Here is a 23,308-nt window from a genome sequence, read left to right on the forward strand (position 1 = left end):
AGTCGTTATTTTTCTCGAAAGTTTCTTCTCTTAAGGGTTTCTTAAGTTTCCCTCTATAACTTTAGGCCATGGAAGCTTATTCGGGGGTGGCTATGCAAGCCTATCAAGCTGTTCTTTCTCAATATGAAATTGTGGTGGCAGATGTCAGCCACCCGCGCCGTCGCGAAATTGAACATTATATCTCGCACAGGTATCAGCAAGCGTTTCAGGCGACTATCTGTGAATTCATGCCTTACCTGGTGGCTTTGTTTGATGATCAGCAGGCGTTGGTTTCTGTTTGTGGCTATCGCCTTGCCAAAGATGAACCATTGTTTCTGGAGCAATATCTTTCTCAACCCGCTGAAGTGTTGATGTCGACGCATTTCCAACAGCACATTTCCCGTGACTCACTCATCGAATTCGGCCAACTGGCTTCATTTTCTAGCGGAATGGCTCCTGTACATTTTTCCGCGATGATCCACCTGCTGCTTGAGCAAGGGTATCACTGGTGCATTTTCACCGCGACCGGCCCTCTGTACGCCATGATGAATCGTATGGGCCTGAAACCCCATTCCCTGATGGATGCGGATCCGACATATATCGCTGATGCCGATGCCGTGTGGGGCAGTTATTACCACAGCAAGCCAAGAGTTTCGGCAGGAAACCTAGATGATGGATTGGCAATGATAAATCATCGTATTTCTCGCTTGAACAGCCAGATAGAGAGACGGGATAGCCTTATTAATCCCCTGTCGTTACAGAACATATCGTTACCGCAACTGTCGTTGACGGATGTTGAAAAAAGGAGTTAACGATGGAAGGGATCATCGAAGCGTTACAACGATTTGCCATTGAACGTCCAAACCAGATTGCTTTGCTTGGTGAAGATTGGGACAAAGATGACGCAGAGGGGTACCGACCCTGTCAGCTGAGTTACGCCCGGTTACTGGCTGAAGTTGAGCGAGCCGAACAACAGATAATCAGTAGCGGTTGCAAATGTATAGCATTACGGGCCGAGAACGGGTTCGATTGGGCTATCGCAGATTTGGCCTCAATGAAAGCCAATATTACCCTAGTGCCAGTGCCGATGTTTTTCTCTGCCGCTCAGGTGAAACACCTGTTAGCTTCGGCCCGGATTGATGCAGTGTGTGGCGATTGGCATTGTGTATTGGATGATGGGAACCATAAGGAAAAACCAATTAGCCTGATTGCCGGACTGCCGCTGTATCAATATCGTCCTGAGCAAGAGGCAATGGCTGACTTGCCTCTGCCTGCACAGACGGCAAAAATCACTTTTACCTCCGGGTCAACCGGGCAGCCTAAAGGCGTTTGTCTGAGTCAGGCGCATTTAGAACAAGTCGCAAATGTTCTGTCGGCATCGCTGCTGGCGTCAGGTACCGACATCGAACGTCATATGGTGTTGCTACCTTTATCTACGTTGCTTGAAAATGTCACCGGTTTGTATATCCCTCTGTTGTTGGGTGCAACCAGCGTAATTGTGCGAGGTGAAGCGGTGGGACTCACCGGTTCCAGCCAGTTTAACGGAGCCGTATTTGCTCAGGCTCTGGCGAAGTATCAACCGCAAAGCTTAGTGGTAACGCCTGCTTTGTTAACTGCGCTCACCCGCATTGCTGGCCAAGCGCCGGGGTTGATCCAACCCTTGCGGTTTGTCGCGGTCGGCGGGGCTAAGGTCTCGCCCGCTTTGTTACAACAGGCGCACCAGTCAGGCATTCCAGCCTATGAAGGCTATGGGTTGTCAGAGTGTGGCTCTGTTGTCAGCCTGAATCTTCCCGGAGCCATGAAACCAGGTAGTTGTGGCCGAGTGCTCCCTCACTGTCAGGTAAGCGTTGCAGATGACGGTGAAGTGATGGTGGCAGGAGCCGCGATGTTGGGTTATGCCGGTGAAACCTGCTCTTTGGAGGTGGTTGCAACCGGTGATTTAGGCTACATCGATAACGAGCAGTTTTTGCATATCACTGGCCGGAAAAAGAACCAGCTGATCACGGCGTATGGCCGGAATATCTCACCTGAATGGATTGAATCGGAAACACAGACTATTGCCGGACTCGAACAATTTGTGGTGTTAGGGGAAGGGAAAAACGCCTTGGCTGCGGTGGTATTTAGCTCGCGGCCTGATTTGATTGAAGCCGGTATTGAACGGTTGAACGCAGGATTCCCCGATTATGCTCGAATAAAGCATGTTGTCGTATCGCCAGATCCCCTGCTTTCAATTTCCGGCCTGATGACCAGCAACGGTCGGCCGCGACGAGATGCCATTGCGGATTACTTCCATAATGAACTTTTTGAAAAGGAAAATGTTATGTCTCAGATCCCCTCATTTTTTAATGTGCTGAAACAGCAGACTGCCGATGCGCAATCTTACATGTACAGTGCTCCAGTTTTTGAAGCTTGTGCGCAGGGGCAGATCACCATGCAAACCTATACGGCATTTCTGACGCAGGCTTACCACCACGTAAAGCATACCGTGCCGTTACTGATGGGTTGCGGCTCTCGTTTACCGGAACAGTATGAGTGGTTACGTCAGGCGTTAGCAGAATATATCGAAGAAGAGAAAGGACACCATGAGTGGATCCTGGACGATATCAGAGCCTGTCAGGCAGATGCCGAAGCGGTGAAATACAACCAGGGTGAAGGACGGGTGTGTACACCAATAGAGCTGATGGTGGCGTATTTGTATCACCAGATAGATCGCCGTAATCCCATGGCATTTTTTGGTATGGTCTGGGTATTGGAAGGAACCAGTGTCAATGTTGGTGGCCAGATGGCCAATATGATTCAATCGACACTAGGGTTACCCGATAAAGCCATGGTTTACCTGACATCTCACAGCACCTTAGATCAGGAACATATCAAACTATTTGAAGGCCTGATGAATAAGATTGATGATCCGGTTGATCAGCAAGCCGTTATCGACGGTGCCAATATGGTTTTTCGCTTGTATGGTGAGATGCTACACAGCTTGAGTCAGCCAGTTCACGCCCGTTCGGCAAATGCGGCATAAGCCAGCCAGATAACAGGAGTATGCTATGGAACTGAAAGCGAAACACATTCTGCTGACCGGAGCGAGTGGGGGGATAGGCTCTGCTCTGGCTTTGGCACTGGCTGAGCAAGGGGCAAATCTAATGCTGGTGGGCAGGAAAGAGGCAGCCCTGAACGATTTGAAAACCAGCTTACCTCGTCCGAGCGAGCACCAGATCCTTGCCGTAGATTTATTAACGACAGAAGGAATGAGCGAACTGGATCAGACATGCAAGCAATGGCGAACCGAAGGGCGGGGCATTGATATCGTCATAAATAATGCCGGGGTCAACACCTTTGCTTTTTTGTCACAGCGAGATGCAAAGTCAATCGAAAGCGAAGTCAGCCTTAATGTTATTACGCCGATGTTATTAACCCAAAAGGCCATCCAGTGGATCCGACGTCCGGGTATTGTTCTCAACATCGGGTCGACTTTCGGTGCGATAGGTTACCCCGGATACAGTGTGTATAGCGCAACGAAAGCGGCACTCCATCGTTTTAGTGAAGCGATGAACCGAGAGTTAGAAGGTACGGAAATTAAGGTACTGTTTATTGCCCCCCGTGCGACACAGACAGCCAGTAATGATATCCGGGTCAAAGATATGAATCAGGCCCTGGGAAATAAAACCGACTCGCCAGAGTGGGTGGCTCAGCAAGTGATAACGACGCTGTCAAAAGAAAAGCCCGTGACATGGCTGGGGTGGCCGGAAAAAATATTTGTCCGAATTAATAACCTGCTGCCCAGAGTGGTGTCAGCAGCAATCCGTAAACAACATGCCACGATTACTGAGTTTGTCAGTAAACACTCGTAAGCCAGGAGATATTTGCTATGTATGACCTCAAATGTAAACCGACCAAATTGTTGTCAACGATTGCCGTTGCTTGCACTTTCGGCCTGTCTGCCAGTGTTACGGCAGCAACGCTGGAAGATATTCAACAACAGTGGTCAAAGTGCCAGTACGACGTGTTTAATAAAGACAACAAAGTAGCCTGCTTTGAACAAGTGATAACTGACAATCAAGCGGCATTGAATAAAGAGCCGGGCAGGAATGATTTAAAGGTGTGGTTGGCGATCAATAAAAGCAGTCTGGCCGGAGCCGAAGGGGGATTAGGTGCGTTGTCGCTTGTGAAAGAATCCAAGAAACTATTGGAAGATGTGATCAACAAAGAGCCAGAAGTGCTTGATGGATCAGCATTTACCAGTTTGGGTTCGCTATACTATAAAGTGCCGGGATGGCCGATCGGCTTCGGCGATGATGATATGGCGGAAACCATGCTTAAAAAAGCATTAGCAATAAACCCTAATGGCATCGACCCTAATTATTTTTATGGTGATTTTCTTGCTGAAGACGGGCGCAAAGCGCAGGCTGTGACCTATCTGAAAAAAGCGCAACAGGCCAAACCCCGGTTAAACCGTGAGTTAGCAGACCGAGGTCGACAGCAAGAAATTAGTAACCGATTAAATGACTTACAATAAGGAACGGCAATAAAGCATGCGAATTTTGCTGGTAGAAGATGATTTTATGTTGGGTGAATCCATGGTGGCATCGCTTGGCCGCCATGGCTATACCGTTGATTGGCTCCGGCAGGGAATGGGGGTTGAAGTCGCACTCAATACTGAAGAGTTTTTAGCCATTATCCTTGATTTAACCTTGCCGGATATTGATGGTTTGCAAGTTCTGAAAAAGGTGCGAAACGCCGGCCATAAACTTCCTGTTCTGATCCTTACTGCCCGAGATGGTATTAATGATCGTGTTAAGGGCTTAGATGGCGGCGCTGATGATTATCTGGTAAAGCCCTTCGCCCTGGAAGAGTTACTGGCGCGGTTGCGCGCCTTAGTGCGACGTATGGCTGGAAGTGTCGATGAGTGTATCGAAATAGGGGAGCTTTCTATTTCCCTAAACGCCAACGAAGTTCAGTACCGTAATCAGCCCATCAAGACGACTAAAAATGAATTCAAGATCTTAGCAACACTGGCCACCCAGGCTGGACGGGTATTGAGTAAAGACAAGCTGCAACAGTGCCTGCATGGCTGGGATGAATCCACCAGTGATAATGCCATCGAAGTTCATATCCATAACCTTAGAAAGAAAATAGGAAACGATCTGATCAAAAATATCCGAGGCGTGGGGTATATCATTGAGCGCTGAATTTTCTATAACGAAACGGCTAATTATCACCACGACAGTGGTTGCCAGTTTGTTGGTGATAATTTCGACGATATGGACTTTTTATGAAACCCGGCATGAAATCGATGAAATTTATGATGCCCGACTAGGGCAGTCCGCAAAGATTTTAGCGCTGAGTATGAAACATTTGCTCAATGAACCATTTCCGGATCAAACCAAGATCTATGCTGACTGGTACAGTGGCATTCAGGTACAAGCGGCGGGTCGTGACGATACCCCGACCCAATACGGACATGCCTATGAACAGAATCTGATGTTCCAGGTGTTTGATGAAAAAGGGAGCCTGCTGTTACGCTCGCCGGGGGCACCTGTATCGCTCTTTGTCCATTCGACCGATCAGGGTTTTATAGACTTTGACATGGCAGAAGAAGCGTGGCGTAGCTTTCTGATTGCGGTACCAGTGTTATCAGATGATAGCACGTCTGCATATTTGCTGGTGGCGGAAAAACGATCGGTACGGGATGAGCTAATGGATGATATAGCCCTTTCTACGGTTGTTCCCCAGTTGGTTTTGATCCCACTGTTGGCGCTGGTTATTGTGATCTTATCCAACAAGTTTCTTCGTCCAATCAGAGAGCTAAAGCAAGCCGTCGCTCAGCGTAGTATCAATAAGCTGGATTCTATCTCTGTGCCTAATCCGACCGTAGAATTGAATCCATTAATTGCTCAGCTGAATGATTTATTCGGTGAGTTAGATAAAGCCTGGCAACGGGAAAAACGCTTTACCCATACTGCCGCTCATGAGCTGAAAACGCCATTGGCAGTGTTGCGGCTGAATACAGAAAATGCGCTTAATAGCCGAAATGAGGACGAATTACACGCTGACTTACAGCAGGTTCTTGCGGGTATTGAACGTAGTGACCGATTAATTCAGCAGTTGTTGATGTTATCGCGGATTGAATCTCGTCATGATATTCAATTTGAGCCGTTTGATCTGATCACCTGCTTACAGGATGCGATTTCAGGACTCGCACCGTTTGCATTAAAACAACAGCAAGCGTTATCACTCAATGGTCCAGACAAGATGGTGATAAAAGGTAACCCGACATTGTTACTGAGCTTATTTAGTAACCTGATTGACAATGCCGTGCGTTATTCAGGCGCAGGAAGTGTCATTTCAGTCAATGTCACGGAGACTGACAGTCTGCCAGAACGATCCTGGGTAAAAGTACAAGTTACAGACAGCGGCGTATCAATTCCACCGTCTATTCATCATAAGATTTTCGAGAAGTTTTTCCGCGCCCACTCAGAACAAGGCGATGGTGCAGGGTTAGGTATGTCAGTCGTACTCGATATTGTTAATTTCCATGATGGGCAGTTACAGCTGCTTCAGCCGGATTATCCGCAAGGCAACACCTTTGAAGTGTGTTTGCCGAAAGGTTGTTGAAATAAGTAATGATTGAACAGATAAATTTTTATAGATGAAAGCCTAAAGATCGTCATCCCGGAAACCGCCAAACAGTAGAGTCACAGACTTCTCAAGACTTAACAGGCGGTTATCCGGGATCCATCATGCACGGAAGGTTCTGTGGGCTGTGGATCCCCGATAATCGCTATTGTAAATTCAATCAATAATGAAAAGATCAGCATTAAGCGCTTCAATGGATGACAAAGAGCAAGGATGACGCTGTAAGGTCAGTCGATGTCTTATACGAATAGCATGGCGTGAAGGCTGGAACCTAACTTCCGTGACACGAGTCGTGCCACAGAAGTCAGGCGTTATAAAGGCTTGTTACAATAGGCTGAACTTATTCCGCATCAATTCTTTCGCTAATGGAGAAAACGGTTGCCTGAGTTTGTTGATTACCCCACTTATTTGTCAGTTTAACCGGAGGAGCGGTGATCTGAAGTTTCTTTGCACGCTTCAGGTTTTGATAAGCCTTGGCATAGTACGTCGGGCTGGCATTGATCGCCTGCTCTAAATAGTTGACAGAGGCCTCATAATCGCCTTCAAGCATCGAGAAATAGCCAATGTCATTGAGTGCTTCAGCCGGTGACATTACGTGCTGCAGTGAGTCAAGAGCATCTTCATAGCGCTTGCTACGAATGTAAATCAAACCTAAATTTGACCACGCACGCTTGTCATCAGGGTAGAGGACAGTTGCTCGTTTATTGATGATTTCTGCCTGTCTGGTATCTCCGCTAAGATAATATGAATAGCCGAGGTTGGTCAGGGCTGAACGTGATTTGCCGTCCACTCGCAGGCAGCTACGATATATCAGCTGGGCTTGATCGTGACGGGCTTCTAAATCGGTAATAATACCTAGTGCAATGTAGGCGCTAAATGGCGAAGATTTGTCAATACTCAGCTGGCTAGCAAAGGTATCCAGATTAGGATCCCAATCCGCCTTCCCTTGCCGTTGTTGATCCATTCGAATGGTACGTAAAAGGTGTTGCTTTGCGTTATCTCGTTCCCCGAGTTTTAATTCCATGATTCCCGCGGATGCTGCATATTGGATATTATTCTCATCGATAAGTGCGGCTCGGCTGTAGGCAATTTTCGCCAGTTCAAAATTTCCCCGCTGTTGGTGTATGTAGCCAATTTTATAATAGGCCTGATCAGCTTTATCCTGAGTTGGGAAACTCAGAGCTCGAATATATTCGTAGAGCGCAAGGTCTGCATTCTTCTCCAAATAGGCTTTATCACCTCGAATAATGGCCTCTTCTGATGTTGCTGGTGGGAAATCACCGCTTAAGCCCAGCGTTGATTTACCATCATAAAGTTCATGGTCAAAGTTAGTATTTGATGCGTTTGTCTGGTCTTCCTGAGTTGCACATCCACTAAGTAAGGATGAAAGCAATATACTCAGGAATATGAGAAGCTTGATATTAGAGCGTATTAGGTTCATTCATTATCTCCCTTAATCCTTACTGTTAGGACTATCCCTAGATCTTTTATTTTCCGAACACTTCCAGTACTGCGACAATAGCCGGGCCGATGGCGATGGCGAAGAATCCTGGCCATATGCAACTGACTAGTGGAAAAATCATTTTGGTGCCTATCTTTGCCGCTTCCTCTTCGGCTCTTTGCATGCGTCGGTCACGAAATTCCACTGCATATTCACGTAGTGTATCGCCCATACTGGCCCCTAGCTTGACCGACTGACTGATGATGCTAACAAGACCCTGTAGTTCAAAAAGACCCGTACGTTCGACAAATTGTCCCAGAGCTGTTGGCATAGGTACACCAACTCTGACTTTTCGGCCGACTATTTGCAGTTCCTGACCTAGTTCCGGAGATATGGCGTCTATTTCATTGGCGACTCGATTTAATGCGGCATTGAAACCCAAGCCAGCTTCTGAGGTGACCACAAGCAAATCAAGAGCATCAGGAAATGCATTGGCAAGTCTTCGGATTCGTTTCTTTGCTATTTTCCGAAGGATCATATTGGGTAAAAATGTGGCTATAGCCATCGCGAATAAAGTATAAATCAATATTTTTTGTGTGGTGAGCTCCGGCATGAATCGAGTTCCTACCAATACACTAAAAAATGCGAACACCACCAGGATAATCTTAATGGCATAGAAATTTGTAATTGCTTTTTTATCTTCATAGCCCGCATGCATCAGCAGCGCCCTAATGCTATCTCTTTCTTTGGCTGATGTCGGAGTAATGTATTTATCAATCGATTCAAGTGTTTTATCAAATTGTCCTTTTCCTTGAACATTATTGTTAGCGACAACATTAAGATGAGAAATTGTATTAAGCTTTCTTTTTAGCGGGCTATAAGCATTGGATATTAAAATTCCGATACAGATAGTAAAAGCCACGGCACTGATAAAAAATAAGCCAAGGAAGATCCATTCAGCCTCTTTTTCATTATCAACTAACCCCATAATCAGGGTGATAAGGTAATCCATATTACACCTCGATTCGTAATATTTTCCGTATCCAGATCAGGCCGATAAACATACTGACGGCTGTTATTGACAGAACTGTTGTCCCTCGTTCCGATTCAAAAAGCGGGGCCAGGTAGTCAGGGTTACTGAAATATAGAACAATAAATAAAACAAACGGAACCAACATCAGTATCCAGGCAGACATTCGCCCTTCAGCGGATAGCGTTTTTACTTTTCGCATCAGACGAAATCGTCCCCTGATAACTTCGGAAAGTTTCTCAAGAGTTTCTGCTAAGTTACCCCCGGTCTCTTTTTGAATGATAACGGCACTGTTGAATGCTAATACACTGATAGAAGGGTTGCGATGCGCCAGGTTTGCTAAAGCCACTTTTATATCGACACCATAGTTTAGTTCAACAAAGGTTTTGCCGAATTCAACAGAGACAGGCGCTGGCATCTCTTCACTGACGGTTTTCATTACTTCACTGAATGGATAACCGGTTAATAAAGCACGTTTCATCACATCAAGCGCTTCAACGAACTGTTCTTCAAACAGACTAAGACGCTGCTCAGCTTTGTATCTGAGCCATAATGAAAAAATAAGTAGTACGGCCAATGGCGTCAACAGGGTTGTTGGCAGACTATGAGTGACAAGTAGCACGACGATACTACAGATGAAAGCGGTCAGTAATAACCAAATGGCCGTTCTGTAAGCTTTCCACTCAAGCCCTGCTAAAGAGAGCTTTTCTGCTAAAAATTCACCCAACCGATTGTTTTCCATCCAGCGTTCAGCATTGCTGAGTTTGTCCAAATAATTTTTTCGCAACAGTGATTGCTGATGTTTTGTATTGCCTGTTTCGGCAATCATATTGAGTTGGTTTTTTAACAGGCGAGAGCGTTTCGCTCTGGTACCATTAGAAGAAACTAATACTGTTTGAGAAATCACCACAACTGCAATAAAAAAAACCAGTAAATAGAGTTCGAGATTGCTATCCATCAGAACCCCCCTAAGCCATTATTTGGCGTGAAGTAAGAGTATGGTAAATCAATGCCCATATGTTTAAAGGCTTCAATAAACGAGGGTACATTACCGGTAGCCTGATAGTTACCTAGTACATTGCCGTTTTCGTCGATACCTGTGCGTTTGAATGTAAAAAGCTCTGTCATAGTAATCACATCACCTTCCATACCGTTAAGCTCAACGATACTGGTGATTCGGCGTTTACCGTCTTCCATTCTGCGCAGTTGGATTACGATATGTATAGCAGAAGCGATCTGAGTTCTGACGTTTTTAGTCGGCATATTCCAACCGGCCATGGCAAACATGTTTTCGATTCGGCCCAGTGCGTCACGCGGAGTATTTGCGTGGATGGTTGTCATTGAACCATCGTGGCCAGTGTTCATGGCTGCGAGCATATCGACGGCTTCACCTCCACGCACTTCGCCGACTACAATACGATCAGGCCGCATACGAAGGGAGTTAATTACGAGTTCTCGTTGGGTAATCGCCCCCCGACCTTCGATATTCGGTGGCCGTGTTTCAAGTCGAACAATATGGGGTTGCTGTAGCTGAAGCTCTGCTGAATCTTCAATGGTGATGATGCGTTCAGTTTCAGGAATAAAACAAGAGCAGATGTTAAGTGTGGTTGTCTTTCCTGAGCCGGTACCGCCAGAAATTAAAATATTCAGACGGCCTTTAACAATAGCTTTAAGAAAATGTGCCATTTCTTGATTGAGAGTACCATAGTCGAGTAATTGTTCGACTTGCAACCGTTCAACAGCGAAGCGACGGATAGAGAGGGATGGACCATCAATGGCTAACGGGGGAATGATGGCATTAACCCGAGAACCGTCTTTCAGGCGGGCATCTACCATGGGAGAGCTTTCGTCAATGCGGCGCCCGACCAGAGACACGATGCGATCAATGACATTCAGTAAGTGGTTGTCATCACGAAATTGGGCCTCTGTTGCTTCCAGCTTACCTTTACGTTCTACATAAATCTGATCATAACCATTGACTAAAATATCTGAGACTGAAGTGTCTTTCAACAGTGGCTCAAGTGGGCCCAACCCCAGAATTTCATCACCGATTTCATCGATGATCCGTTTACGACTTTCGGCGTTAAGAGGAACATTCTGTTCCAGCAACAACATTGCTGCGGTCTCTGAAACTTGTTTCCGAGCCTGATCGGGATCCAGGGTTTCAAGCAAAGAGAGATCAAGTGAATTGAACAGGGAGTCAAGTAATTCTCGTTTAATACGCTTGTCACTGTTAGTTGTTGATGGTGAAGCAGCAGTATGATTGACTTCTTCACGCTGAATATTTTCAGTGACGGGCTCAGATGCCTGATCTTTTTTAAAAAACATGCTCAACTCCTTTTAAAAAACATGCTCAACTGGTTAGAAATGAGAATAATCGTTTAATGCCGTGTGCTTCGTCTGATGTTTTATTCAAAATACAGTTCGTCGCAATCCGCATTCCTTTGACAATAGGGCGCTTGGCATGGTTAATAGCCAATAACTCACCGAGGTTGGTTGCCGCGCTGACTGATTGATAGTCATTCGGTATTAATATTAGCTCATTGACATGCAATGTTTTTTTTATTTCATCAGGGTCAATATCAATACTTTTAGAGTAACGGTTAACTATGATTTTTAAATGGTTTTCATTGATTCCAAGCAGGTGCTTCAATTGCTTTATCAGATGGGCTGCTTCACTAATCGCAGGTACATTTTGTTGTACGACGATAAAGATGTTATTAGCCTCCGCCAGCGCGGGAAGGGTGCTATTTTCCAGCCCTCTGGACAAGTCAACGACCACATGGTCAAAATTATTTCTGAGTTGTAACAGAAAACGATTGAATGCGAGCGCATTTATGGTCGGAATTTTATCAAGCAGATCATCATTTCGACTTGAGATGAAACGCAGTCCGGATTCGTGTTTAGTCAACAATCCATCAAGCGCATATTCATCCAGTTCTTCGACTTGGTTGAGCGCATCACTGAGTATGAATTTAGGTTGTGCTGATAACAAACTAGGTATACAGCCAAATTGTGCATCTGTATCAATTAAAACTGAATGAGTTTCTTTTTCCAGAGCAAGCATATGCGCAACGGTGGTGGCAATAATTGATGCCCCCATTCCACCTTTAGCATTAATAAATACACTGACTTCACCTAGTTGAGCCGTATTTCTTTTTTTACCGGCACAGTCGTACAAGATTTGATCGAGTTCAGTTTCATTGAAGGGGATGCTTAAAACATCCTTAATCCCATATTTTAAGGCTTGCCTCAATAATGAGGTATCGGCATTTTCTGCAAGCAGAATAATGTCTGTTGCGTTTGTTGTGTTGGTGTTATTGAATTGATTGACAATAGCAATCCAATCCGTTTTACCATCAATAATAACTAAATCGGGCAGTGTTTTATCTCGATCATTGTTTAGCAAAGTCCTTGATTCAAAATCAGAGGCACATTTGAATTTGGCATTAGGCCAATGTCCCATATACGAAGACAGGTGATGGAGAAACGCTTCATCATTACTGATAATCCAACCATCAATCAAGGTTGCTAACGGCTGTTTTACGTTTTCATTTGTAGTCTGAATTGAGTGTAAATTATCCATACATCACCTTAGCAGTCAGTAAAGCCTGTTCTCGTTACCCCCAGACTCTCTCTCGGCAAAATTGTCGAAAAGTCAGGGGCTGTAAAATCAATATCAAAAGTCGCTAAAGGAATGATGAGATTAATTTGATAGTCTCTAATTCTTGCTTCAACAAAATCGATTGTATTAAAGGTAGCCGGATTCGTGAGATCAACACCATTTCCAATTGCAGTTCCATCCGATCTAAGATAACGGAGTTCAATATTGGCGGCGGTAAAATTGGGCAGAGGGACACTATCTATGAAGGCTGAGGTGATTATATCGGCCTGCTCCGCGGTTGAAACTTGGCAGACACTGGCTAACCGTGCCGCGCGACGAGTGGTTTCATTTAAGGTATGCCAGGTAAACATCAATCGGCCAAATTCAATGATTGAAAAAATAAGGATAAAGAACAGTGATGCAACTATTGTAAATTCAACAATAGTTATCCCGTGTTGTTTTTTCTTTTGATTTGCTGATCTCTTCATAACAGCATCCTCATGGTGTAGCTTGATGTCATATCAAAATTTAAGGAAATGTCATCCGCTGAAAAGAAATTAGGTAATTGGCCGAGAACTGGGTGAAAAGGGTAGACAATTTCAACCTGGACATGGTTTCCGTTCAGGGTTACAGAGACTTGCTCAGTTTTTAATAATGGCAGACGCGTGTCGCCCCCTCCATTTATATTCCCATAGACGGCTAAATTCTTAGCATTATTTATATCATTTTGCGTTAACTCATAGGTACCAGAACCTCTGGCAATAGTATTTATCAAGTATCGAGTGCTGTCACGACTCAGTTTTTCTAATTCAGTATATTGATAAAATGCTCGACCTAACTCCAGGATTGAGAGCAAGAGAAATAACAGAATCGGAAGAATAATGGTGAATTCAACCATTGCTAACCCTTTTATGCTTTTGACTGCTTTCATCATGAGTCCTCGCTATCCGGGTCTTTATACAGCTGGATTTTATAAGGGCCTATTTCACTGGGGATATTACTTGCTTTACTGGCGTTGACGGGGCATTTCTCGAGAAACTGACCGATGATCCATGAGCCGCCTCCATCACCGCCGTTGCTATCAACGTGAGTGGTGACACTTGAAGGTTGGGTTAGGAAGAAGCAGCCAAGCCCTTTAAGGGGGATATCCATTCTGCCACCAGTCTTTGTTATCTTGTCACATTTTAGAATGGGTACGCTGATTATACGGCGATAATATCCCGATGCTTGACAAGCGGAATCACCGATACAGGTTTTATAATCATTCTCTGCAAATTCCTGCTCAATGTATTGCTGGTTATAGGTCTCATAACTGTATACATCATCAAGCGGCAGGGTTGGTTGATAGATATTGACCGGGCTGCCATCTTCATTAAAGACTGGGATCCGCTTATCAGGATTATCCGGATCAGGCTCAGTCTTTTGTACGGTTTCAACCTGAGCGGGCCCCCGATAATCGGTTATTTTATCGGCAGGGTAACGGTCTTGGTCTTTTTTCATACTTCCGGAATAAAGGCCAAAACGGGTGTCTATGCCGTCTGTTGGCCCAACCATGTTACCCGGTTCGCTGGTTATGGGCTCATCTTCAACAACACTCAGGCAGGCATCAAAACTACCGGCAAGTGCTTCTTTATAGGAGTTGGCTCCTGAAATGGGATTTCCTGCGGCATCTTGTAGTGCCATAGGCATAAAATTGCCTGCGCCTATGCTGGAATCTTGTGATGATGACGCTTTAAGAACATGCAGCGTATCTCTTTTATAGCCTGAAATTGTATTCGGGTCCTCGTCTCCTTCGCAGATACTTATCGGAACAATGTTACACGTTGATGCTACTTTTGTACTGGGCCCAGCTACAGCTGATGCACGTACGCTCATATCAATGTTGAAGATAGTCACTAAGAAATCGGGAATATCGACGTTTTCTATCCGGATCCTGACATAGGGTGAGGTTGCTGTGCTGGTGGCAGGATTAAAGGGTAATGTTTCTGAAAAGTCGTAGCTGATACTGCTACTATCAACGGTCAAAGCGTTAAAACCGTTTAAAGCAAGGTTATCGGCAATGGTCTGATTGCCGGCAGAGATAGCAGCAGCGTGGTCACTACCCAAATCAATGGATTTAGCCGCACTGAGTGCGGCTGTATCGGCCAGATTTTGTAGCTTACCTTTTGATAAAATAAGGTTGCCAACATCAAGAGCCAGAGCACCAGCACCAATCAACACTGCCATTGCTAAAGTGGCGAAAACAGCCACTACACCTTTTTGCGAACGGTATGATGAGGTAATGCATTGTTTCTTAGTCATTTTGCACCTCTAAACTCTCAACTCTAAACTTTGAGTTACTGCTGATTGTTATAGTTAATCAGGAAGAAGATCTTTTGTTTTCACTTTCTCGGCTTCTTCTCCCTTATGATTAGAGCGAATAGCCTTACTTGCTTTTTCGCCACTGAAAGGGGGCGAATTTTCAGGGACTCTGTTTTCAGCCAACGGATCGACCGTTTGCATTCGAATTAACATATTTTGGCTATCGCCCAGTTTCATTCCGTCAGCACAAGCCGTGAGGGTAAAAGAGCTGACAAGCAGGAGCATGATTGTTTTATTCATTTTCAAAGTCCCTCTATAAGCTATGACCAAATTGGCCTTCAGAGCCGGCATCTGGTGAAATGTTGTATGTAGAGGTAGCTGAGTCCTGAGAGAGATTGTCCGCTGAAACATCTTTATGCTTCAGTTCACTCATGCGACCTAGCAGGTAGTATTCCCAGTCATTGGGCTCAACAAAGCTGTCTGTTGGTAAGGTGACGTCTTGCTGTCTGACAGGCTTGGCTAATCGCGGCGTAACAAGAATAACAAGTTCGGTTTCCCCTTTACGAAACGACTGGCTACGGAACAGCTGACCAATCACTGGCAGATCGCCAAGGCCGGGTAGTTTTTCGACGACATCGGTAATATTTTCACTCAGTAAACCCGCAATGCCGATTGTCTGACCATTGCCTAATTCAACGGTTGTCTTGGCACTTCGCTTGGTTAGTGCGGGAACAAAAAATTGCGTTCCTGTTCCACTGGGAGTAAGAGTAAGTGCATTTTGCGTTGAGATTTCGCTCACTTCGATATTAAGCGCCAGGTTAATGCTGTCTGCAGACATCACTGTCGGAAGGAATTTCAAACCGACACCAAACTCTTTATATTCAATGGTGATACCATCATCATCCGGTACCGGTACCGGGAACTCACCACCTGATAAGAACTCGGCTTGCTCACCGCTGAGTGCGGTTAATGTCGGCTCCGCCAGCACCTTCGCCAGGCCATTGGTCTTGGCAATATTAAGTGCGGTGGCAAATAAGGTATTCCCCGTCATAAAGCTGGCAAACAGACCGCTGTCTTCAATATTCAGCAATCCCGTAATTGCATCGACACTCGTATCACCACCGACAGGCAGAGTTGCGCCGCCATTTACTCCACCCCAGGTCCAGTTACTATTATTGCGAGCGAAGACGAAATTTGAATCAAATTCGCGTACCAAGGAGCGCTGAACTTCTGCGACAGTCACTTCCAACATTATTTGATGTGAGCCGCCGACGGTCATCAGGTTAATAATGCCTGCGTTATCGCCTGAAAAAGTACTGGCAATCTCGACAGCAGTATCAACTTTGGCGGCACTTGTTACCTCACCACTGAGAACCAATTTGTTTTGACTGGTAAATACAGAGACTTTCTCACTCGGCATAAACTCATAAAGTTTCGTTTTTAAAGCATTCAGGTCATGGGTGACTTCGACGTCTAACACGCTAATAAGGCGCCCTTTCGAATCCCAGATAATAACGTTTGTTGTACCCAGTGTTTTGCCTAGAACATAAATTTTGTTGGAACGCAGAATTAAAATATCTGCAACTTCTGGGTTTCCGACGGATATTTTCTTGGCCTGTCCTGGAATTTCGATGAGGCGAGATTTATTTTGCGGCACGGTGATACTTTCCGTTCTAGCAGCAAACGTATTGGAACTGATGCCAAGCCCTAACAATAGGATAAGAATTGATATCAGTCGGCCGAAATCAAACTTGCTCGTAAGTGGTCTATCCATGTTATCAACTCCCTGTAGTTAGATGCGTACATTGACACGACTTGTTTGAGTTCCCTTTATAACCGTGACGGCATCTGTTGTTCGGCGATAAACTCGCTGAGGCTTTTCTTCTGGATCGTTAGGGTTTCGTAAAGCAAGCTGTAGTTCCCCTTTTGACTTTGCGGTAATCAGGGTTTCAACTTGTTTTGGCGTGAGCTCCAGTGTAACTGCACGGACGATGATCGGTTTGGATTCATCGGTTCGAGCAGTTTGATCAACAGCCAGTATCTTGATTTTTTTGAGAACGGTCGATGCTCTGTTTACTTTTTCTTGCGCATAAATAACATCAACGAAATCTCCGGGCAAAAGGAAACCGGCGACCCCAATTACGTCGTTAACCCGAATGGTAACTGCGCGCATCTTAGGGGCGATCAATGCTGCTAATGTTGTACCTTCGCCGGGTGCAACTAAACGTTCCTTACGGATGATATCCCCTTGAAACATTTCATTTCGGGCAAGTTTACCAATTACTTGTTCGGTTTGTTCAAAGCCGCTAGCTGACATAAGGTCTGCAGGGTAGTACTCAACTTGCAAATGTTTCGCTTCAATTTTAGTGCCCAAAGGTATGCCGATCTGAGCGATTACTCGGGCAACTTTTGGCTCTTCCTTAACCGTCGGTTGGACAGGCTGCGTATATTCCGCTTGATTTTCTGCCGAGATATTGGCTTGTTTTTGTTGCAGCCAGTTATTGGCCAGCAGTAATGCACCGGTTCCCATTAAAATGGAAACAAATAACATTAATAGTACTTTTCCTTTAGCCATGAGTTTCTCCTGTTTTACATGTGGTCATTCATGGTTATTCTGGGTCGATTTGATCGACGAAATAACTGTTCCAGACACTTTCAATCAGCTTTTGGTTTATTTGTGGTGCAAGTTGAAAGAAATCGATTTGATTACTGCACATCAACACCAGGTCTCGTGGGTAGCATGGTAAGAAGGGCACACCATTTTCGAGATGTAACCTATTTACCACGAGGGTAAGGCTATCTTGTGCAAGAGAAATGCCGTGTTTATTACACTCTTGCTGCCAGAGGTAATGGTAATCGTCCTGTGAAATAGGCTCAAATTCGATTTTATAACCAATACGTCGTAAGAAAGCATCGTCAGCGAGTCGACTAGGATGAATGTTTGATGAAAAAACAAGAACCTGCTCAAAAGGAATATCGAAATGTTCACCTGATGCCATAGAAAGGTAATCGATTCGTTCTTCCAGAGGCACAATCCAACGGTTCAGGATAGCATCGACAGATATTTTCTGGCGGCCTAAGTCATCGATTAACAAAATACCGTTATTGGCTTTCATTTGCAGAGGTGCTCGATTAATTTTGTAAGTGGGATCCATAGAAACCTCCAGCATTTCTGCTGTTAGTTCACCACCCACAACCACCTCGGGTCTTTTGCAAAGCACCAATCTGTCGTCATGGCCGTCATCGAGACGCAAGCTTTTGGTGTTTATATTTTGATTATTTAAGCTTTGGGTAACAGCGGGCTCTATTTTTTCATGAATAATAGGATCAAAGACTTGCAGTACCTGGTGGCCAATACATACAGCATAAGGTATTAATACATTAGATTGAAATAGTCTGACCAGGCGGCGAGAGACATAAGTCTTACCGGTACCCGGAAGACCGTAAATAAAAATCGCTCTGCCTGAATTTAACGCCGGTCCAAGTTGTGCAACAAGCTTGTCGGGTAAAATCAGATCATTCAGCCCTGCTTTCAGCGAATCGGGGGTGATTGCTTCATGTTTTGAAGATTGGTGTATTACTAATTGCTTGTATAGTTCAAGCGGAATAGGTACCGGACCAAGATAGCCATCGCGCTGAAGTTCATGTTGCGCAAATTGCCTTCCTTTTTGAGTTAAGCCATAGCGCATTCCGCGCTCGAATCTACCATCGGATCGGACTTCAACCAGTGCTTCTGCCTTCAGTTTCTGCAGAAGTAGATCAACAAGGTTACCAGACAAGGCAAGTGATTGAGATAATGATGTTACATCTAAATCCGTAGCCTGAGATAAATGTTTCAGCAGCAGGGTTTCCAGAATTCGAGCTGGAATGCCGGTTTGTTCAAGCGTACGCGGTTTTGGTACTAACTCACTTAGCGCATTCTCACTTAGCGCATCAGGGGCGCACTTTTCTGAATTGAGCACTACTGACGATGCTGAATTGATCATGCTAACCCCTTTTAAGTCCGTATTAAAAAAACGCTGTAATAACAGATAGTAAAATATTCAGTTAAAACAAATAAAACTCACAGTAAATCGTAGCTAGCAGTATTGCTCCTCCCATCGGAACGGCACTGCTAGCCATTGAGTTTGTCAGGGGGGGCTGATAGATGCGATAAATAACAGTATCTCGCCACCGTTTGAGCATATTAAAAAGTTCACCGTAACAGGCCAGTCGCAAAACAGCGAGGGAGCCCGCGGTTAAGACGGCCATGGCAATAAGCAAAATAATATTCGGGAAACCGACGACGGCACCTAATGCCGCCAGTAGTTTTGCATCCCCCGCCCCAAATAAACCTACAATATGAAGTAGAATCGAAATCAGAAGCCCTACACCTAACCCCAGCAGGGCATCTGGTAATGTGATGGATTGAATCGAGTCTAACCCAATTGTTGTCATTGCTGATTGCACTAATCCAACCGTGATTATTGCAATGACTGCTTTATTGGGGATTTTGCAGTCTCTGAGATCATAGAGCGCTGCATAAATCATGATACTTATTATCATCAGACTCATAATCAATCCTTTGTATATTAACCACCAGTCGCCGGGCGTGTTTCTACCGCGGTTTCCAAATCGCCAATGGCTGTTCCAACGGCATCACCCAAATTAGTAAATGCGGTGACGACGCCCAAAGCGATTAATGCACCAGCAATGGCATATTCCACGGTAGTTAAGCCTTCTTCATCACGGCAAAAATCGATTAAGTATTGCTTTAAGTTATACATGCTTTGTTACTCCCGATCTGTATATTAAGGTCGTCCGTTGTGTGTAATCACTTTAAAAACAATTAAAGTGATGTGTTGCTACTGTGTTGCTACTTTAAAATTAGTTGAATATGGAAAAAGTACTAAAAGTATTTTGCCTTCTCTCTTTGTTTTTTATTTTAATTACTGTTTTTTAAGGTTTTTTATTTTTCGCTCTGACGTCAAAATAATGACACTTTGGTGGGGTGTTAGATGTAATGGCGGTGTGTAACCAGCATCTGACGCTAACAAGCGTTAGATTTGATACCATTGATCTGTAACTTAAGTTCAAGTTGAATCAAGATATCAAGCGGACAATGCTGTCAGTTATAGCCTTACCTAACGAAGTAAAGGCTAATATGATACCTAGGGTCACTAATGCACCAGCAATGGTATATTCCACTGTGGTTAAGCCTTCTTCATCAGTACAAAAATTTACGACATATTGCTTTAAACGATGCATGGTTCGTTACTCCCATTGCGTCTTTGATTTCACTTGATCTGTTGGGTTACTTCAAGATTAGTATAGGGCGGAAAGAATAGAATTTTTTTGCTATTTGTGTGAGTTGATTATTGAGTTTTCTTTGTATGTGTTTGCTTTTATTTAACGTATAAGCATAGAGCTTCTGTGGTTGATTAATGTCAGTATGATAAGTAAGTTGCTGTGAAGTGGCGTTATATCCTCTTTTTGCAGAGTGTTTTGTTATTGCTTCTATACTTGATTTATTGCTTTGGTTTTCAATGATACCAATCAGTTATCTGGTGTAAGTTTCACCATCGGGCTTCATCAGGTAGAACAGTTCAAGCGCACTAGAGCGTTTGAATGCTATTGCAGCGAATTGAGATAAAACAACGTAGCAGGAATATCAACAATGAATACAGAAATTACTCGTTGGTTAGCACGAGACCCTGACCCGAAAACACGTGAAGAACTACAGCAACTCCTTGATTCTAATAAGACAGATGAATTATCTGCACGATTTGCTAGCCGTTTGGAATTTGGTACGGCAGGGTTGCGTGGCTTGGTGGGGGCTGGCCCTAACCGGATGAACCGGCTGGTGATTCAAGAGACGGCAACTGGCCTCGGCCAGTATTTGCTCGCTAAAGAAAAAGATGCCGCATTTCGTGGTGTTGTGATTGGGTATGACGGACGTCCGGACTCGAAACAGTTTGCCCATGATACGGCAGCTGCCCTGACAGGGCAGGGGATTAAAGTGTACCTTACCGTTAAGGTATCCCCGACACCGTTAGTGGCTTATGGTGTAACTCACATTGGTACGGCGGCAGGCGTGGTGGTGACCGCGAGCCACAATCCGCCAGCGTACAATGGTTTTAAGGTGTACTGGGGCAATGGCGCACAAATTATTCCGCCACATGATTCAGGTATTGCGGCACAAATTGATAAGGCGGCGAAGCAAAACCTTCACCTGATGGATTTGGAGCAGGCGCAGCAGCAAGGTCTGTTAGTGTGGCTTGAAGATGATTTTTATCAGGCCTACCGTCAAACGATGAATACCAATGCACTGCTTTCAAATCATACCAAGCCTGATGGGATCAGCCTGGCGTACACCGCGATGCATGGGGTTGGAGCGGAGATGGCAGAAAGTCTGCTGAAAGATGCCGGTTTTAACCAGGTATATAGTGTTGCCGCCCAGCGTGAGCCGGATGGTACTTTTCCAACCGTCAACTTCCCGAATCCGGAAGAAGCGGGGGCGATGGACATGGTGATTGCAGAAGCCAAACAGCATAATGCGACACTCGCTTGTGCAAACGATCCTGATGCCGATCGCTTTGCTGTGGCTGTGCGTAAAGATGATGGCGAGTATCAGATGCTGACTGGCGATCAGGTCGGTGTTTTGTTTGGTCATTATTTGCTGAATCATGCCGAAGCCGGTCAGAACCTGGTCGGTTCAACGATTGTTTCTTCCAGTTTATTAGAACAAATAGCCAAATCTGCCGGAGCCAATTATTTTCAGACGCTAACGGGGTTTAAGTGGCTGACAAATATTGCAATGCAGCGCCAGACACAAGAGAGTCGATTCCTGTTTGCCTACGAAGAAGCACTCGGCTATACCGTTGGCAGCGAAGTGTGGGATAAAGATGGTTTATCGGCATTGGTCGCGTTTGCCCAGCTAACGGCAGAGCTCGCCGCAAATGGTAAAACGGTGTGGGATCAGCTGGAAGCTATTTACCGAGAACACGGTTTATACCTGAATGCGCAGAAGAGTATTGCGTTGGATCCCAGTGCGCCAGCAATCGGTGATGCATTACGAAATAATCCGCCGGTTGATATTGCTGGTCGGCGCGTCGTGGTTACTGATGACTTAAAAATATCACAGAAAATCTATGCTGACGGCAAAACAGAGGCAATTGATTTACCTGCCAGTGATGTGCTGATCTACCGTTTAGAGGACGGTTCGCGTGTAGTTGTTCGCCCTTCGGGCACTGAACCAAAACTAAAATGTTACTATGAAGTGATTGAACCGATGAGACGTGAAGATACATTAGATTTTGCGGAACAGAGAGCGAATAGTTCAATGGATGATCTGATCGCACAGCACCAGGCTTCAATTACCGGGGGCTAACTATTCTTCATCGCAGAAGTTTGACGAGTTTAGTCACCACCTTCGTCATTCCGTAAAGTGAGGCACGAACTTATACGGAATCTAAGGCGCACACGGTTAGAGCTGGATCCCGGATATCTCGTTCCTCAATTCCGGGATGACATGTTTTGGAGCTTCAACTATTCATAATTTATTTTGAAGAGTATTAGCTCATTGTTATTTCATCTAGAGCTGTATCAAAAAAGAAGCCGCTTAAAGCGGCTTCCTTATTTTTAGTTGCGAGGGTTTATATCTGTTTTAAGCGTTCAGCTTACTCTTTTTATCAGTATTTTGATCGTGGATTTCTGCATAGTTGTGCAGTAACTCGGTCAGTATTTTGACCCAGCCAAAGGCATTATCCGGGGCGGTATCAAGCAGCGACTCAACCTGCTCACAGTGTTCTTCCAGTGAAACGGCTTCTTCCAGATTGAAAGACAGGGCGTAGAAATGCCATAAGATCAGTCGGATCATGCGATCAGCATTTTGCTTTGCGTTCTCTGATTCGGAAAATGCACCTTTTACTTCACCTAATGCAATCGCCGTCATGCGTAACATGGCATCGAACTGCGCTGACTTCATGCGATCTTCGCTATCGATCTCTTCCTGATCGAAGGTGAATAGCTCTTGCATCACATCTTCCGGCACCATACGGCTGATAACTCGGAGACTGAACTCTTCCAGTTCATGACGTGGCATCGTTACCAGACAGTCAAATTTATAATCGCGTTCCATAGTTATTCTCAGCAGTTGGATCAACGGGCGCGTATTTTGAGGGATTTTTTCCTCCGTAGCAACCATTGACAGAGGCATGACACGCTTTGGTGGCTGTTTCTCTATCCTGATAAAAACAGATCTCACTGCCTGATCAATTTTATTGGGTGGCGAGAACCATTTATTAACACTCAGAATGCTCTGAGTGGAGTTAGTACA

General features: G+C 44.9%; 22 protein-coding genes and 1 pseudogene. 8 read left to right on the forward strand and 15 right to left on the reverse strand.

The window, feature by feature from the left end:
* The first annotated feature begins 92 nt into the window (after positions 1-92).
* The 7 genes and pseudogenes from C9I89_RS10140 (at position 93) to C9I89_RS10165 (ending at position 6,594) form a co-directional block, all read left to right on the forward strand.
* Positions 93-791: a thermostable hemolysin gene (locus tag C9I89_RS10140; protein ID WP_107283368.1), complete on the forward strand. Its 699-nt coding sequence runs from the start codon at positions 93-95 to the stop codon at positions 789-791.
* A 2-nt stretch (positions 792-793) separates the two neighbouring features.
* Positions 794-1,837 (forward strand): annotated as a pseudogene (locus C9I89_RS22820) (AMP-binding protein); the annotation flags it as partial.
* Between the two features lie 471 nt (positions 1,838-2,308).
* A complete protein-coding gene (locus tag C9I89_RS22825) occupies positions 2,309-3,001 on the forward strand; it encodes an iron-containing redox enzyme family protein (protein WP_245905471.1) in 693 nt (230 codons plus the stop codon).
* A 25-nt stretch (positions 3,002-3,026) separates the two neighbouring features.
* Entirely contained in the window at positions 3,027-3,830 is an 804-nt protein-coding gene (locus C9I89_RS10150) for an SDR family oxidoreductase (protein ID WP_107283241.1), read from the forward strand.
* Between the two features lie 17 nt (positions 3,831-3,847).
* Complete coding sequence (locus tag C9I89_RS10155) at positions 3,848-4,495, forward strand: tetratricopeptide repeat protein (protein WP_107283242.1); 648 nt, start codon at positions 3,848-3,850, stop codon at positions 4,493-4,495.
* A 16-nt stretch (positions 4,496-4,511) separates the two neighbouring features.
* Positions 4,512-5,168: a response regulator gene (locus C9I89_RS10160; protein ID WP_107283243.1), complete on the forward strand. Its 657-nt coding sequence runs from the start codon at positions 4,512-4,514 to the stop codon at positions 5,166-5,168.
* 37 nt (positions 5,169-5,205) lie between these two features.
* Positions 5,206-6,594 (forward strand): ATP-binding protein, encoded by a 1,389-nt coding sequence (locus tag C9I89_RS10165; protein ID WP_245905472.1) that lies wholly within the window; start codon positions 5,206-5,208, stop codon positions 6,592-6,594.
* A gap of 361 nt (positions 6,595-6,955) precedes the next feature.
* On the opposite strand, the gene C9I89_RS10170 is transcribed toward C9I89_RS10165, so the two are convergent.
* The 14 genes from C9I89_RS10170 to C9I89_RS10235 all read right to left on the reverse strand — a co-directional run bounded on the left by C9I89_RS10170 (position 6,956) and on the right by C9I89_RS10235 (position 19,757).
* Positions 6,956-8,056: a tetratricopeptide repeat protein gene (locus tag C9I89_RS10170; protein WP_107283245.1), complete on the reverse strand. Its 1,101-nt coding sequence runs from the start codon at positions 8,054-8,056 to the stop codon at positions 6,956-6,958.
* A 46-nt stretch (positions 8,057-8,102) separates the two neighbouring features.
* Positions 8,103-9,068, reverse strand: a complete 966-nt coding sequence (locus C9I89_RS10175) for a type II secretion system F family protein (RefSeq protein WP_107283246.1) — start codon at positions 9,066-9,068, stop codon at positions 8,103-8,105.
* A gap of 1 nt (position 9,069) precedes the next feature.
* Positions 9,070-10,044: a type II secretion system F family protein gene (locus tag C9I89_RS10180; RefSeq protein ID WP_107283247.1), complete on the reverse strand. Its 975-nt coding sequence runs from the start codon at positions 10,042-10,044 to the stop codon at positions 9,070-9,072.
* On the reverse strand, positions 10,044-11,414 hold the full coding sequence (locus tag C9I89_RS10185) for a TadA family conjugal transfer-associated ATPase (protein WP_107283248.1): 1,371 nt from the start codon (positions 11,412-11,414) through the stop codon (positions 10,044-10,046). The genes C9I89_RS10180 and C9I89_RS10185 overlap by 1 nt, the downstream gene beginning before the upstream one ends.
* Positions 11,415-11,439: 25 nt before the next feature.
* Positions 11,440-12,672: a CpaE/TadZ family protein gene (locus C9I89_RS10190; RefSeq protein WP_107283249.1), complete on the reverse strand. Its 1,233-nt coding sequence runs from the start codon at positions 12,670-12,672 to the stop codon at positions 11,440-11,442.
* Positions 12,673-12,680: 8 nt separating this feature from the next.
* Positions 12,681-13,178 (reverse strand): TadE/TadG family type IV pilus assembly protein, encoded by a 498-nt coding sequence (locus C9I89_RS10195; RefSeq protein WP_107283250.1) that lies wholly within the window; start codon positions 13,176-13,178, stop codon positions 12,681-12,683.
* Complete coding sequence (locus C9I89_RS10200) at positions 13,175-13,624, reverse strand: TadE/TadG family type IV pilus assembly protein (RefSeq protein WP_245905466.1); 450 nt, start codon at positions 13,622-13,624, stop codon at positions 13,175-13,177. The genes C9I89_RS10195 and C9I89_RS10200 overlap by 4 nt, the downstream gene beginning before the upstream one ends.
* A complete protein-coding gene (locus C9I89_RS10205) occupies positions 13,621-14,991 on the reverse strand; it encodes a pilus assembly protein TadG-related protein (protein WP_107283251.1) in 1,371 nt (456 codons plus the stop codon). The genes C9I89_RS10200 and C9I89_RS10205 overlap by 4 nt, the downstream gene beginning before the upstream one ends.
* A 54-nt stretch (positions 14,992-15,045) precedes the next feature.
* Positions 15,046-15,291, reverse strand: coding sequence for a hypothetical protein (locus C9I89_RS10210; protein WP_107283252.1), 246 nt, complete (start codon positions 15,289-15,291; stop codon positions 15,046-15,048).
* Positions 15,292-15,304: 13 nt separating this feature from the next.
* The gene (locus C9I89_RS10215) at positions 15,305-16,765 is read right to left on the reverse strand and encodes a type II and III secretion system protein family protein (protein WP_107283253.1); all 1,461 of its coding nucleotides are present in this window, start codon (positions 16,763-16,765) and stop codon (positions 15,305-15,307) included.
* A gap of 18 nt (positions 16,766-16,783) precedes the next feature.
* The gene (gene cpaB / locus C9I89_RS10220) at positions 16,784-17,566 is read right to left on the reverse strand and encodes a Flp pilus assembly protein CpaB (RefSeq protein ID WP_107283254.1); all 783 of its coding nucleotides are present in this window, start codon (positions 17,564-17,566) and stop codon (positions 16,784-16,786) included.
* A gap of 34 nt (positions 17,567-17,600) precedes the next feature.
* On the reverse strand, positions 17,601-18,977 hold the full coding sequence (locus tag C9I89_RS10225) for an AAA family ATPase (RefSeq protein ID WP_107283255.1): 1,377 nt from the start codon (positions 18,975-18,977) through the stop codon (positions 17,601-17,603).
* A gap of 61 nt (positions 18,978-19,038) precedes the next feature.
* On the reverse strand, positions 19,039-19,545 hold the full coding sequence (locus C9I89_RS10230) for a prepilin peptidase (protein WP_245905467.1): 507 nt from the start codon (positions 19,543-19,545) through the stop codon (positions 19,039-19,041).
* 17 nt (positions 19,546-19,562) lie between these two features.
* The gene (locus tag C9I89_RS10235) at positions 19,563-19,757 is read right to left on the reverse strand and encodes a Flp family type IVb pilin (RefSeq protein ID WP_107283256.1); all 195 of its coding nucleotides are present in this window, start codon (positions 19,755-19,757) and stop codon (positions 19,563-19,565) included.
* A gap of 890 nt (positions 19,758-20,647) precedes the next feature.
* Between C9I89_RS10235 and C9I89_RS10245 the strand changes: the two genes are divergently transcribed.
* A complete protein-coding gene (locus C9I89_RS10245) occupies positions 20,648-22,360 on the forward strand; it encodes a phospho-sugar mutase (protein WP_107283258.1) in 1,713 nt (570 codons plus the stop codon).
* 276 nt (positions 22,361-22,636) lie between these two features.
* Here the strand turns inward: C9I89_RS10245 and C9I89_RS10250 are convergent, their stop codons facing one another.
* On the reverse strand, positions 22,637-23,110 hold the full coding sequence (locus tag C9I89_RS10250) for an exoribonuclease R (RefSeq protein WP_107283371.1): 474 nt from the start codon (positions 23,108-23,110) through the stop codon (positions 22,637-22,639).
* Positions 23,111-23,308 lie beyond the last annotated feature (198 nt).

Origin of the sequence: Photobacterium lipolyticum, from assembly GCF_003026475.1 — a bacterium.
Classification (GTDB): Bacteria; Pseudomonadota; Gammaproteobacteria; order Enterobacterales; family Vibrionaceae; genus Photobacterium; species Photobacterium lipolyticum.

Bases quoted from the DNA above. Each gene is read 5' to 3' on its own strand.
- C9I89_RS10140 (WP_107283368.1), top strand. From the start codon at position 93: ATGCAAGCCTATCAAGCTGTTCTTTCTCAATATGAAATTGTGGTGGCA.
- C9I89_RS10150 (WP_107283241.1), top strand. From the start codon at position 3,027: ATGGAACTGAAAGCGAAACACATTCTGCTGACCGGAGCGAGTGGGGGG.
- C9I89_RS10155 (WP_107283242.1), top strand. From the start codon at position 3,848: ATGTATGACCTCAAATGTAAACCGACCAAATTGTTGTCAACGATTGCC.
- C9I89_RS10160 (WP_107283243.1), top strand. From the start codon at position 4,512: ATGCGAATTTTGCTGGTAGAAGATGATTTTATGTTGGGTGAATCCATG.
- C9I89_RS10170 (WP_107283245.1), bottom strand. From the start codon at position 8,056: ATGAACCTAATACGCTCTAATATCAAGCTTCTCATATTCCTGAGTATA.
- C9I89_RS10175 (WP_107283246.1), bottom strand. From the start codon at position 9,068: ATGGATTACCTTATCACCCTGATTATGGGGTTAGTTGATAATGAAAAA.
- C9I89_RS10180 (WP_107283247.1), bottom strand. From the start codon at position 10,044: ATGGATAGCAATCTCGAACTCTATTTACTGGTTTTTTTTATTGCAGTT.
- C9I89_RS10185 (WP_107283248.1), bottom strand. From the start codon at position 11,414: ATGTTTTTTAAAAAAGATCAGGCATCTGAGCCCGTCACTGAAAATATT.
- C9I89_RS10190 (WP_107283249.1), bottom strand. From the start codon at position 12,672: ATGGATAATTTACACTCAATTCAGACTACAAATGAAAACGTAAAACAG.
- C9I89_RS10195 (WP_107283250.1), bottom strand. From the start codon at position 13,178: ATGAAGAGATCAGCAAATCAAAAGAAAAAACAACACGGGATAACTATT.
- C9I89_RS10200 (WP_245905466.1), bottom strand. From the start codon at position 13,624: ATGATGAAAGCAGTCAAAAGCATAAAAGGGTTAGCAATGGTTGAATTC.
- C9I89_RS10205 (WP_107283251.1), bottom strand. From the start codon at position 14,991: ATGACTAAGAAACAATGCATTACCTCATCATACCGTTCGCAAAAAGGT.
- C9I89_RS10210 (WP_107283252.1), bottom strand. From the start codon at position 15,291: ATGAATAAAACAATCATGCTCCTGCTTGTCAGCTCTTTTACCCTCACG.
- C9I89_RS10215 (WP_107283253.1), bottom strand. From the start codon at position 16,765: ATGGATAGACCACTTACGAGCAAGTTTGATTTCGGCCGACTGATATCA.
- cpaB (WP_107283254.1), bottom strand. From the start codon at position 17,566: ATGGCTAAAGGAAAAGTACTATTAATGTTATTTGTTTCCATTTTAATG.
- C9I89_RS10225 (WP_107283255.1), bottom strand. From the start codon at position 18,977: ATGATCAATTCAGCATCGTCAGTAGTGCTCAATTCAGAAAAGTGCGCC.
- C9I89_RS10230 (WP_245905467.1), bottom strand. From the start codon at position 19,545: ATGAGTCTGATGATAATAAGTATCATGATTTATGCAGCGCTCTATGAT.
- C9I89_RS10235 (WP_107283256.1), bottom strand. From the start codon at position 19,757: ATGTATAACTTAAAGCAATACTTAATCGATTTTTGCCGTGATGAAGAA.
- C9I89_RS10245 (WP_107283258.1), top strand. From the start codon at position 20,648: ATGAATACAGAAATTACTCGTTGGTTAGCACGAGACCCTGACCCGAAA.
- C9I89_RS10250 (WP_107283371.1), bottom strand. From the start codon at position 23,110: ATGGAACGCGATTATAAATTTGACTGTCTGGTAACGATGCCACGTCAT.